This window comes from Corynebacterium otitidis ATCC 51513 (assembly GCF_000296405.1).
GTDB lineage: Bacteria > Actinomycetota > Actinomycetes > Mycobacteriales > Mycobacteriaceae > Corynebacterium > Corynebacterium otitidis.
In genome coordinates this window covers 570,048-581,916 of sequence record NZ_JH815192.1, presented here as the reverse complement: position 1 = coordinate 581,916, position 11,869 = coordinate 570,048, and the positions used below count along the sequence as shown (strand labels likewise).

The following is an 11,869-nucleotide window of genomic DNA, read 5'->3' as shown; positions in this document are numbered from 1 at the left end:
AGATGGCAGAGAAGGTCACCTTCTGGTTCGACGCGCTGTGCCCGTTCGCGTGGCAGACCTCGCGCTTCGTTAAGGAGGTCGAGAAGGTCCGCGACGTTGAGGTCGACTGGGTGCCGATGTCGCTGGCGATCCTCAACGAGAACAACGACGACGCCCCCGAGGACTACAAGAAGAGCGTCGCCCGCGCCTGGGGGCCGGCGCGCGTGTTCGCCGCGGTGAAGACCGAGAAGCCCGAGAAGGTCGACGAGCTCTACACCGAGGTCGGCACCGCGCTGCACAAGAACGACGAGAACAACACCGACCAGTCCGAGCGGTTCACCGACCTGCTGCGCCGCTCGCTCAAGGCCGTCGGGCTCGACGAGGCCTACGCCGACGTCGCCGAGACCACCGAGTGGGACGACAAGCTGCGCGAGTACCACAACGGCGCCATCGACCTGGTCGGCGACGACGTCGGCACCCCGACGATCGCGCTGAACGGGGTGGGCTTCTTCGGGCCCGTCATCACCCGCGTTCCCACCGGCGAGGAGGCCGGGGAGATCTTCGACGCGGCCGTTAGGCTCGCGAACTACCCCTACTTCTTCGAGCTCAAGCGCACCCGCACCGAGAGCCCCCAGGTGAGCTAGATGGGCACGCTCTTAGTCTCGACCGTGCTCGCCGCGATGGCGGGCATCGCCACCTACTCCACGTGGCGCGACAACCGCGGCGTCTCCATCGTCTGCGCGATCGTGTTCCTCATCAGCGGCATCGTCGCGGTCGTCGCCGCGATCGGCGCGACGGTGAGCCTCGTGGTGAAGCTCCTCCCGCTCATCCTCATCGTCATCGCCGCGTTCGTGCTGTGGAAGATGTTCTCCAGCGGCGACGGCGACGAGGCGCGGCCCAGCCCCGGCGCCTAGCGCGGCCGAGGCGCGCGAAACCTCAAAGGCCCCACCCGCCCCCGGCGGGCGGGGCCTTCATTATTCTTAACACCGGCGACAGCCACCCGATTGTCGTAATCCACAGCGGACGGAGAACCACAGCGATGCGCATCTACCTCGGCGCCGACCACGCCGGCTTTGAGCTCAAGGAGGCCGTCAAGGAGCACCTCGCCGGCAAGGGCTTCGAGGTCGTCGACTGCGGCGCCCACGAGTTCGACCCCGCCGACGACTACCCGGCCTTCTGCATCGACGCCGCGGAGCGCACCGTCGCCGACCCCGGCTCGCTGGGCATCGTCCTGGGCGGCTCGGGCAACGGCGAGCAGATCGCGGCGAACAAGGTGCCGGGCGCGCGCTGCGCGCTCGCCTGGTCGGTCGAGACCGCAACCCTGGCCCGGGAGCACAACGACGCGCAGCTCATCGGCCTCGGCGGGCGGATGCACGAGCGGGACGAGGCGCTCGCCATCGTCGACGCGTTCGTCGGCCAGGAGTTCAGCGGCGAGGAGCGCCACAGCCGACGCATCGGGCAGCTCGCGGACTACGAGAAGCGCCGCTAGCCGTTCTCGCCCGCGGGGCGCGCGAGGCGCGGCCCGGGGAAAAGACAGAAGAAACGGCCCCGCGCCGGGAGGGATGATCCTCCCAGCGCGGGGCCGTCGGCGTTCCCTAAGCCCGCGGGCGTCAGGCCCCGGGGCTAGAAGTCGAAGCCCCCGAAGTCGAAGCCGCCGCCGAAATCGCCGCCACCAAAGTCGCCGCCGCCGAAATCGCCGCCGCCGTCGCCGAAGTCGCCCCCTGCGTCGCCCGCGTCGCCGCCGTCCCCGGCATCGCCGGCGTCGCCGCCGTCCGCGCCCGGGTCGCCGCCCGCGTCCGCGGCGCCCGCCGCGGCGACGGCCGGGCCGACGCCCGCCATGCCGGTGAACAGGGAGCTAAAAAGAAGGAGCGAGCCCGCGGTCCACACCCCGGAGGCCGCCGCCGGCGCCCACCACGGCGCCGAGTACCAGCCGGCCGGCACGGGGCGGCCGGCGACCCGCCCGCCGGGGTAGTAGTGGGGGGTCTCGTCGGAGGCGCTCGGCGAGGCGGTGATCGTCTGGCCGTCGACCTCGACGGAGCGGTCCTCGGAGACCGCGCCGGCCTCCCGCTGGCCCTCGAGGGCGGGGAGCGTCGGACCGGCGGGCAGCCCCATGCGCTCGCGGGCCGCGTTGACGTAGTGCAGCCCCTCGAGCGCGGACTCGCGGGCGAGGCGCGCCTGCTTCGCGGAGCGGGCCTCGCTCATCTGGGCGGACGCGGCGGTGTAGCGCTCCGAGGCGTCCGACAGCGCGCGGGTGGAGGGCTCGTCCGTGCCGTTCAGGCTTAAGACCTGGCTGCCGAGCCGCTCGATCCAGCGGCGGGCGTCGGCCTGCGCGTCGACGAGTTCGGCGGCCTCGCGCTGCTTCTGGTTGTTCTTGCTGATGACCACGGCCATGGCGACCACGACGCCGATGACCGCGAGGATGAGAAGAAGAGTCACGGCTGTGCTGTCAGCTCCCCGATCGCGTCTCGATAGTGGGCAAGGAGGGGTCTCGGGCGGGCCGGGCGCGGCCGCGGGGATCGCGGCCCCGCCCGCTTGAGCCCGCGCCGGGGTCACTAAGGATAACGGCCGGGCGGCGGCGCGGGTTCCCGCGCCGCCAGGGGATTGGCCGGTGGGCTTCGGCCTCGGCTAGACTGCGCCGTGCGCCGTGGGAACGTCGTATAGTGGCTAATACCTCAGCCTTCCAAGCTGAAGACGCGGGTTCGATTCCCGTCGTTCCCTCCACGTGAGCGTCACGGCCGCCGGCCCGGTCCGGATCGCTGGAGCGATCGACCGCGTAGCCGGCGGCCGTGTTCGCGTTTCTGGACCAGGCGGGCGGGCGCGGTTTTCCGGGGCCCCGTCGTGCGTCGCCGCCCCGGCGTCCGGGTATGCTTTCTGCTCGTACGGGACGTGGCGCAGCTTGGTAGCGCACCTGCTTTGGGAGCAGGGGGTCGCAGGTTCAAATCCTGTCGTCCCGACGTACCCGTAATCATCATGCGAGAGCATCGGCAATGTGATCCCAGGAGAGTGACTCGTGAAGAGTGCCGTCGAGAAGCTGAGCGACACCCGCGTCAAGCTGACCGTCACCGTCGACTTCGATGAGCTGAGCGGCGAGCTCGACCAGGCGTATCGGACGATCGCCCAGCAGGTCCAGATCCCCGGCTTCCGCCCGGGTAAGGCCCCTCGCCAGCTGATCGACGCGCGCTTCGGCCGGGGCCCCATCCTCGAGCAGGTCGTCAACGACATCGTGCCGGTCCGCTTCCAGCAGGCGGTCAACGAGGAGAACCTCAACCCGCTCGGCCAGCCGAGCATCACCGACACGAAGATCGAGGACAAGGACTTCGTCGAGTTCGTCGCGGAGTTCGACGTGCGCCCCGAGTTCGAGGTGCCGGACTTCTCCGAGATCAGCGTCGAGGTGCCCGCGGTCGAGGTGAGCGACGAGGACGTCGACGCCGACATCGACCAGCTGCGCGACCGCTTCGCCGAGGAGAAGACCACCAAGCGCAAGCTCAAGACCGACGACATCGCGGTCATCTCGCTCGAGGCGAGCATCGACGGCGAGGACGTCGAGGACCTCGCGGAGGACAAGCTGCACTACCGCGTCGGCGAGGGCGGCCTCTTCCCGGGCCTCGATACCGCGCTGCGCGGCCTCAAGGCCGGCGAGGACAACGAGTTCGAGTCCAAGCTCGACTTCGACTCCTACGAGGGCAAGACCGCGAACGTCAAGGTCACCGTCCACGAGACGAAGGAGCGCGCCCTGCCGAAGCTGGACGACGAGTTCGTCCAGGAGGCCTCCGAGCTCGACACCGTCGACGAGCTGCGCGAGCAGACCCGCCGCCGCCTCGAGGAGCGCCGCAAGACCCAGCAGGCCTCCACCCTGCGCGACGAGGTCCTCAAGAAGGCCCTCGAGGCCACCGAGTTCCCGCTGCCCGAGGGCGTCATCGACGAGCAGGTCGCCAACCAGCACCAGCAGCTGCTCGGCCAGCTCGCCAACGACGAGGCCTCCCTTAACTCCACCCTGGAGCAGGCCGGCATCGAGCGCGAGGAGTTCGACAAGGAGCAGCGCGAGAACGCCGAGCAGGCCGTGCGCACCCAGCTCTTCCTCGACGCGCTCGCCGAGCGGGAGGAGCCCGAGGTCTCCCAGCAGGACCTCAACGACCACATCCTCTTCACCGCGCAGTCCTACGGGATGGACCCCTACACGTTCGTCCAGCAGCTCAACCAGTCCGGCCAGATGGCTAACCTGTACGCCGACGTGCGCCGCGGCAAGGCGCTCGCCGCGGCGATCTGCCGGACCTCCGCGAAGGACGAGAACGGCAAGGACGTCGACCCGAAGGAGTTCTTCGGCGAGGAGGACGAGCAGGGCGACACCGCCGCCGAGGAGGCCGCGGCCGCCGAGGAGAAGAACGAGGACTAGTCCTAGCCTCCTGACAGCCGCCGCCCGGGCTTAAAAGGCGGCGGGAACGCGGGCCGACCCCGGATTCACCGGGGCCGGCCCGCTTCGCTATCCCCGGCGGCGTCCGGGGTCTAACGCTGTGAGCGAACACGGTCCGGGCTGGGCCGGGGCGGTGGGTAGGCTGGTCCCCGGACCGGGCGGGCCGCCCCGCACCCCCCGCCCGAAAACCGGCGGGCGCGGGGCTTGGTCGGCGCCCGCCTTAGTGCCACGAGACGACCGACTGTTAGTTAAAGGAGCTGCTGCATCCATGAGCGAGACGATCACCTCCGCCGAGGGGCCCTCCGGCCTGAACTTGAGCGACTCCGTCTACGAGCGGCTGCTTCGGGAGCGCATCATCTTCCTCGGCAGCCAGGTCGACGACGAGATCGCCAACAAGCTGTGCGCCCAGATCCTGCTTCTTAGCGCCGAGGACCCCGAGCGCGACATCGCCCTCTACATCAACTCGCCCGGCGGTTCGGTGACCGCGGGCATGGCGATCTACGACACGATGAAGTACTCGCCCTGCGACGTGTCGACCTACGCGATGGGCCTGGCCGCTTCCATGGGCCAGTTCCTCTTAAGCGGCGGCACCCCCGGCAAGCGCTTCGCGCTGCCTCACGCGCGCATCCTCATGCACCAGCCCTCCGCGGGCGTGGGCGGCACCGCCGCGGACATCGCGATCCAGGCCGAGCAGTTTTCCTCCACGAAGCGGGAGATGGCCGAGCTCATCGCCGAGCACACCGGGCAGACCTTCGAGCAGATCACCAAGGACTCCGACCGCGACCGCTGGTTCACCGCGCAGGAGGCCAAGGACTACGGCATCGTCGACCACGTCATCGACTCCGCCCCCGGCGGCACGATCACGACCAACTAAGGCTCTAAGAACGCAAGAAGGGGTAGATAGGACAATGATGAACAGCCAGTTCCAGATGCCGAGTTCCCGCTACGTGCTGCCCTCCTTCATCGAGCAGTCCGCCTACGGCACGAAGGAGACCAACCCGTACGCCAAGCTCTTCGAGGAGCGCATCGTCTTCCTCGGGAGCCAGGTCGACGACGTCTCGGCGAACGACATCATGGCGCAGCTCCTCGTCCTCGAGGGCCTCGACGCGGACCGCGACATCACGATGTACATCAACTCGCCGGGCGGGTCGTTCACCGCGATGACCGCGATCTACGACACAATGCAGTACGTCCGCCCCGACGTGCAGACCGTGTGCCTCGGGCAGGCGGCCTCCGCGGCGGCGGTTCTGCTCGCCGCGGGCACGAAGGGCAAGCGCGCCGCGCTGCCCAACGCGCGCGTGCTCATCCACCAGCCTGCCACGCAGGGCGCGCAGGGCCAGGTCTCCGACCTCGAGATCCAGGCCGCGGAGATCGAGCGCATGCGCACCCAGATGGACGAGACGCTCGCCCGCCACACCGGCCGCACCCCGGAGCAGGTGCGCGAGGACACCGACCGCGACAAGATCCTCACCGCGCCCGACGCGGTGGACTACGGGATCATTGACCAGGTCTTCGAGTACCGCAAGCTCCACGACTAGGCAGTAAGCCGCTGCTACCGGCCCCGGCGGGGCGCGGGCGCTTCCCCTCGAGTTCGACGAGGGGGCGCGCCGGCGCCCCGCCGTCGTCGTCCGCGGGATCCGACCGCCGGGGAGGGGAGTCCCGTCCGGGGCGGGGGTGGGGCGACGCAGGAAACCGCGGCGGGGTTAGGTGAGCGGGATTACACTGTCGGGTAGTCCGCGCCGCCGGCTGAGGCGGCGCTATAGACCCACACGTTTCACCGAGGAGGAGACGATGGCCGACAACGACGTGGTGATCCTATCCGGCGCGCGCAGCGCGATCGGCAAGTTCCAGGGCTCGCTGTCCCAGACCGCGCCCATCGACCTAGGCGCGGAGATCGCCCGCTCGGCGATCGAGCGGGCGGGTATTTCGCCCGCGACCGTCGACGCCACGGTCGTCGCCAACGTGCTGCCCACCCGCCCGCGCGACCTCTACCTCTCCCGCGCGCTCGCGCTCGACGCAGGAATCCCGGAGCAGGCGACCGCCCTGCAGGTCAACCGGCTGTGCGGCTCCGGGCTGCAGGCTCTGGTCAGCGCCGCGCAGCAGATCAAATCCGGCGACTCGAAGGTCGCGCTCGCCGGCGGCGTGGAGGTCATGAGCCAGGCGCCCTACAGCGTCAAGGACGCCCGCAAGGGGCTGCGCATGGGCGAGGGCGTCGTCTACGACTGGCTCACCGGCTCGCTGACCTGTCCGATGGGCTCGGGCCACATGGGTATTACCGCGGAGAACATCGCCGAGCGCTATGGCATCTCGCGGCAGCGCCAGGACGAGTTCGCCGCCGAGTCCTACGCCCGCGCGATCGCCGCGCGCGACGAGGGCCGCTTCGACGAGCAGATCCACCCCGTCTCGGTTCGGCGCAAGCGCGAGAACGTCGACTTCGACACCGACGAGGGCCTGCGCGAGACCACCGTCGAGACGCTTTCCGGGCTCAAGCCCGCATTCCAGGAGGGCGGCACCGTCACCGCGGGCAACGGCGCGGGCATCAACGACGCCGCCGCGCTGCTCGTCCTCGCCTCCGAGGCCGCGGCCAGGGAGGCGGGCGCAACGCCGCTCGCGCGCATCGTGAGCTGGGGCATCGGCGGCGTGGACCCCGCCTACATGGGCCTCGGCCCCGTCGCCGCGGTGCCCAAGGCGCTGGAGAAGGCGGGCCTGAAGCTCTCCGATATCGACCTCATCGAGTCGAACGAGGCGTTCTCCGCGCAGGCGCTCGCCGTGCAGGACCAGCTCGGCTTCGACCCGGAGAAGACCAACATCGACGGCGGCGCGGTGGCCCTCGGCCACCCGATCGGCGCCACGGGCGCGATTCTCACCGTCAAGCTCTTGAGCCAGCTGCGCCGCACCGGCAAGTCCCTCGGCCTGGTGACGCTGTGCATCGGCGGCGGGCAGGGCATCGCCGCGGTCGTCGAGGCGCTCTAAGGCACCACCCGCTCCAGGACCCCACCACCGCACCGGATTTAAGGAAGGCACCACCCGTGGCACGAATCGACACCGCCGTCGTCGTCGGGGCAGGCTCGATGGGATCGGGCATCGCCGCGCACCTCGCGAACTCGGGGGGCAAGGTCTGGCTCCTCGACCTCCCCGACGAGGGGGAGGACCGGGCGCGCCGCGCCCGATCTGGCATCGAGCGGCAGGTGAAGCAGCGCGGCTTCTACCTGCCCGAGTTCGCCGAGCGCGTCACGCCCGGCACCGTGGACGACGACCTCCACCGCGTCGCCGAGGCCGACTGGGTCGTCGAGGCCGTCGTCGAGAACCCCGAGATCAAGCGGGACATCTACGCCCGCATCGAGGAGCACCGCGCCCCCGGCACGCCGGTGAGCTCGAACACGTCGTCGATCCCGCTGGCCACCCTCACCGAGGGCGCCTCCGAGCAGTTCCGCCGGGACTTCCTCATCACCCACTTCTTCAACCCGCCGCGCACGATGCGCCTCATCGAGATCGTCGCCGGCGAAGAGACCGACTCGGAGATCGTCGACCGGCTCGTCGACGTCGCGGAGCGCCAGCTCGGCAAGGTCGCGATCCGCTGCCGGGACACCCCGGGCTTCATCGCCAACCGGATCGGGAACCTCTGGCTCGCGGCGGGCGCGGTCCTCGCCTTCGAGCAGGGCATCGACCCGGCGACGGCGGACCGCGTGTTCGGCAAGCCCTTCGGCGTGCCGCGCACCGGCATCTTCGGGCTGCTCGACTTCGTGGGCCTGCAGCTCGTGCCCTCCCTGTGGGGCAGCCTCATCGCCGCGATGCGTCAAGGGGACGCCTACCACCGCTACAAGCTCGCCGACACCGACGAGCTCGCCGAGCTCTTAGAGAAGGGCTACACGGGCCGCACCGGCGAGTCCGGCTTCTACCGAGGCCGCGGGGAGGTCTACGACTTCTCCGCCCACGACTACGTCGAGGCGAAGCCCGCCGAGGACGAGGCGCTCGCCAAGAGGACCGCCGCGGAGGTCCTCGACACCGACACCCCAGCCGGCCGCTACGCGCGCGACGTGTTCCGCGCGACGCTCGGCTACTGCCTCGACGTCGCCGCCGAGATCGCCGACACCGTCGAGCCGATCGACGCGGCCATGCGGCTAGGCTACGGCTGGAAGCGCGGGCCCTTCGAGCTCGCCGACTCGATCGGGCTCGATAAGGTCGTGGCGCTCTTCGACGAGCCGCACCCGCTGCTGAGCGCAGCCGCGGACCGCGGCGGGTTCTACCCGGACGCGGACACGGTCCTCGGCACCGGCGGGGAGGCGCAGCCGCGCGCCCGCCGCGAGGGCGTGGTCACCGCCGCGGCGCTGATCGAGGACGCCGAGCGCATCATCGCCACCGACGGCGCCGAGGTCTACCGGCTGCCTGACGGGGTGGGGCTCGCGACGCTGACGACCCCGATGAACTCGTGCAGCCCGGCGGTGCTCGACGCGTTCGCGCAGGCCGCGGAGCGCGACGATCTCACCGCGCTGGTCATCGGCAACGACGAGGAGCGGGCGTTCTCCGCGGGCGCGGACTTAAAGACGCTCGCGACGCTCGCGAAGGCCGGCGATCCGGACGAGGTCGCGGGCTTCATGCGCCAGGGCATCGACACGCTCAACGCGCTGCGCGCCGCGCCCTTCCCGGTCGTCGCCGCGGCGCGGGGCAACGCGCTCGGCGGCGGGCTCGAGCTGCTGCTCGCCTCGGACGCGGCGGTAGTCCACACCGAGACCCGGCTGTCCTTCCCGGAGCCCACCCTGGGCCTGTTGCCCGGCTGGAACGGCACCGTGCGGCTGCTGAAGAACCTCGTCGCCGCCGGCGTCGACGAGCCGCACCAGCGCGCCTTCCGCGCGATCATGACCTCGAAGCGGTTCCGCGGCGCCCACGAGGCCCTCGAGGCGGGAGTGCTCGACCGGGAGGTAACGAGGGTGGAGATCTCGCTGGACCACGTGCTGGCCGCGGCGCTCGACCTCGCCCGGGAGCTCGCCGACGGCTACGAGCCCGCCCCGGAGCCGGCGCTGCCGGCCTACCCGGCTGACGCCGAGCCGCTGAGCTACACCGACGGCTCGGAGACCGACCGCCTCATCGGGGAGGCTCTAGCGAGGGTCTACACCGCCCGCGACGGGGAGGAGACCACAAGCTTCGGGGAGCTCGCCCGCCGGGAGACCGAGGAGACCGCCCGGATCATCACCCAGCCGGCGAACGCCGCGCGCGCCGAGCACATGGCCGCCCACCGCCGCCCGCTGAAGAACTAGGGAATCTCGGCCGGCGAGTCCGCCGGGTACAGCGACAACGCACCCCCATTCGCGAGCCGCGAATGGGGGTGCGCCCCTGTGGTGCGGGCCGTTACTCGGCGGCCTGGCCGCGGTGCGCCCGGGCGGCGTTGCCGACGATCGCGGCGAGAGCAATAAACCCGACGATGGCGACGATCGGGCTCGTCATCGCGGCCGCGACGTCGAAGTCCATGACGACTAAGGCGGTAGCAATCGCGAGGGCCCACCCTGCGAGGGCGACGACGATGGCTGTGCGCGGCGACATGGGGATCTCCTTTGGATGTGGTGGCGTTGATCCCGGCGGCGGCCGGGGACTTCACAGCGAAGCTATCGCCGCGCGGCACGAGGTGAGGGACTAACGCATTCCGCTGCTCCCTTGGGCGCGGCCTTATATACGTAAGGAGTGTCGTGTAACCCACTAGTTGCCGCAGGTTTCTTCCGCGTCACCTTCGGTGCACCCCGGCTCGGTAGCCTCGCCGCGGAGAACGAAGCCCGACGAGCCGGCCGCGCGGGCCGGGCGGGGAAATAGATAGAGGAGTGACATGGCAGTGAAGTGGGGCGCCCTGGGCGGCGTTCTGGCGGCGGGCGTCCTGGCCGTCGCGCCGGCGGCCGCGGTGGCCGCTCCGGCCGGCGCCGACTCGCCGGTCGTCATCAACGAGGTGAAGACCACCGGCGACCCGGTCGGCGACTGGGTGGAGATCGCCAACACCGACGACAACAACTCGGTGGACGTCTCCGGGTGGACGATCATCGACGATAACCACGACCACACCCCGATCACCTTCCCGCCCGGCACGGAGATCGAGTCCGGCGGCTACCTCGCGGTCTACACCGACACCCACGACGACGGCTTCGGGCTCGGCAGCGACGACGAGGTCACCCTCTCGAACGCCGACGGCGAGGTCGTCGATTTCGTCTCGTGGACCAGCCACGAGCCCACGAGCCTGGGTCGGCTGCCCGACAAGACCGGCGAGTTTCAGCGCACCGGCGCGCCCACCAAGGGCGGCCCCAACGTCGCCGAGGGCGAGGAGCTCGGGCGCGGCGACCTGCCCACCCCGTGGCACGACGCGGAGATCGTCGACATCACCGTCGACGACCCGGCGTTCTCCGAGGAGGACATGTCCGGCGTCGACTTCGACGACCACGGCCGCGCCTACGTCGTCAACAACGACCGCGGCGTGCTCTACGGGCTCGACCCGGTTCCCGGCGAGGCCGCGTACACGGTGGCGTTCGTCTTCGACCTCACCTACCCGGACGGCACCGGCGAGCCCGACGCCGAGGGCGTGACGGTCGGCCCCGACGGCGCGGTCTTCGTCGCCACCGAGCGCGACAACGCCAACAACGACGTCTCCAGGCCCTCGATCCTCCGCTTCGAGCTCCCCGCAGACCCCGAGGGGCAGCGCGGCACGCTGGCCGCGACCCGTGAGTGGAACCTCAAGGAGTTCACGGGAGAGATCGGCGCGAACGCCGGCCTCGAGGCCATCGCCCACATCCCCGACCTGCCGGGCGACACCTTCGCTGTCGGCGTCGAGGCCACCGGCGAGGTCCTCGTCGTGACGCTCGCCGAGGACGGCGCGGAGCTGCGCCAGCGCATCGAGACCTCGCTCGACGGCGTCATGGCGCTCGACTACCAGCCGGTCGAGGGCGTGCTGTGGGCGACGTGCGACGAGGCCTGCCAGAACGCCTCCCAGCGCCTCGTGCTCGACAAGGGCACGTTCGTCCTCGATCCCGCCGATGCCGAGTACCAGCGCCCGGAGAACCTGCCCAACGTCGCCAACGAGGGCTTCGGCCGCTTCCTCGGCGTTGAGCCCTGCGCCGAGGAGGGCCTGGTGCGCTCGGTTGCGCGGGCGCTGTGGGCCGACGACGCGGTCACCGACGGGGTGAGCCTCCGCGGCTCCGAGGTGCTCGGCGAGTGCCGTCCCGCGCCCGGCAACCCGGACGAGGGAGCGGGCCCCAGCGAGCTGCCGGCCCCGAGCACGCCGCCCGCCCCGGGCGAGGACACCACCGGGCCGAGCGAGGAGCCCGGCCCGGGCGAGGAACCCGGCCCGGGCGAGCCCACCGACCCCGAGGGCTCCGCCGAGGACACCGGCCAGCAGGCGGGCGATCCCGCGCCCACCGCGCCTGCGACCCCCGCGCCCACCGCGCCGGCGGGCCAGCAGCCGGGCGCCGGCGCGCAGCAGAAGGGCTCCGGCTCGCTCGCCGCGAC

Annotated in this window: 11 protein-coding genes and 2 tRNA genes; 11 read left to right on the top strand and 2 right to left on the bottom strand. The window is 71.0% G+C overall.

The genetic code is table 11. The features are described 5' to 3' along the window. Positions 1-2 precede the first annotated feature (2 nt). The 3 genes from HMPREF9719_RS02560 (at position 3) to HMPREF9719_RS02550 (ending at position 1,468) form a co-directional block, all read left to right on the top strand. Positions 3-623, top strand: a complete 621-nt coding sequence (locus HMPREF9719_RS02560) for a mycothiol-dependent nitroreductase Rv2466c family protein (RefSeq protein WP_004600407.1) — start codon at positions 3-5, stop codon at positions 621-623. Beyond that, positions 624-893 carry a hypothetical protein gene (locus HMPREF9719_RS02555; protein ID WP_004600406.1) on the top strand — a complete coding sequence of 90 codons (270 nt, stop codon included), beginning with the start codon at positions 624-626 and terminating at the stop codon, positions 891-893. It abuts the gene before it with no gap. A gap of 125 nt (positions 894-1,018) precedes the next feature. Beyond that, the gene (locus HMPREF9719_RS02550; RefSeq protein WP_004600405.1) at positions 1,019-1,468 is read left to right on the top strand and encodes a ribose-5-phosphate isomerase; all 450 of its coding nucleotides are present in this window, start codon (positions 1,019-1,021) and stop codon (positions 1,466-1,468) included. Positions 1,469-1,602: 134 nt separating this feature from the next. On the opposite strand, the gene HMPREF9719_RS09310 is transcribed toward HMPREF9719_RS02550, so the two are convergent. After that, a complete protein-coding gene (locus HMPREF9719_RS09310; RefSeq protein WP_004600404.1) occupies positions 1,603-2,415 on the bottom strand; it encodes a hypothetical protein in 813 nt (270 codons plus the stop codon). 210 nt (positions 2,416-2,625) lie between these two features. Between HMPREF9719_RS09310 and HMPREF9719_RS02545 the strand changes: the two genes are divergently transcribed. The 7 genes from HMPREF9719_RS02545 to HMPREF9719_RS09865 all read left to right on the top strand — a co-directional run bounded on the left by HMPREF9719_RS02545 (position 2,626) and on the right by HMPREF9719_RS09865 (position 9,645). Continuing rightward, positions 2,626-2,700: transfer RNA gene (locus tag HMPREF9719_RS02545), tRNA-Gly, on the top strand. Between the two features lie 159 nt (positions 2,701-2,859). Further along, positions 2,860-2,933, top strand: a tRNA-Pro gene (locus tag HMPREF9719_RS02540). Between the two features lie 56 nt (positions 2,934-2,989). After that, positions 2,990-4,372: a trigger factor gene (gene tig / locus HMPREF9719_RS02535; RefSeq protein ID WP_004600403.1), complete on the top strand. Its 1,383-nt coding sequence runs from the start codon at positions 2,990-2,992 to the stop codon at positions 4,370-4,372. 286 nt (positions 4,373-4,658) lie between these two features. After that, on the top strand, positions 4,659-5,264 hold the full coding sequence (locus tag HMPREF9719_RS02530) for an ATP-dependent Clp protease proteolytic subunit (RefSeq protein ID WP_004600402.1): 606 nt from the start codon (positions 4,659-4,661) through the stop codon (positions 5,262-5,264). Positions 5,265-5,301: 37 nt separating this feature from the next. Then, positions 5,302-5,928: an ATP-dependent Clp protease proteolytic subunit gene (locus tag HMPREF9719_RS02525; RefSeq protein ID WP_004600401.1), complete on the top strand. Its 627-nt coding sequence runs from the start codon at positions 5,302-5,304 to the stop codon at positions 5,926-5,928. A 253-nt stretch (positions 5,929-6,181) separates the two neighbouring features. Then, entirely contained in the window at positions 6,182-7,363 is a 1,182-nt protein-coding gene (locus tag HMPREF9719_RS02520) for an acetyl-CoA C-acyltransferase (RefSeq protein WP_004600400.1), read from the top strand. A gap of 56 nt (positions 7,364-7,419) precedes the next feature. Next, a complete protein-coding gene (locus HMPREF9719_RS09865) occupies positions 7,420-9,645 on the top strand; it encodes a 3-hydroxyacyl-CoA dehydrogenase/enoyl-CoA hydratase family protein (RefSeq protein WP_004600399.1) in 2,226 nt (741 codons plus the stop codon). A 91-nt stretch (positions 9,646-9,736) separates the two neighbouring features. Here HMPREF9719_RS09865 and HMPREF9719_RS02510 read toward each other — a convergent pair whose 3' ends face one another. Continuing rightward, positions 9,737-9,928: a hypothetical protein gene (locus HMPREF9719_RS02510; protein ID WP_004600398.1), complete on the bottom strand. Its 192-nt coding sequence runs from the start codon at positions 9,926-9,928 to the stop codon at positions 9,737-9,739. A gap of 277 nt (positions 9,929-10,205) precedes the next feature. On the opposite strand from HMPREF9719_RS02510, the gene HMPREF9719_RS02505 reads away from it, so the two are divergent. Beyond that, the coding region (locus tag HMPREF9719_RS02505) for a lamin tail domain-containing protein (protein WP_082245170.1) at positions 10,206-11,869 on the top strand (1,664 nt) is incomplete at its 3' end.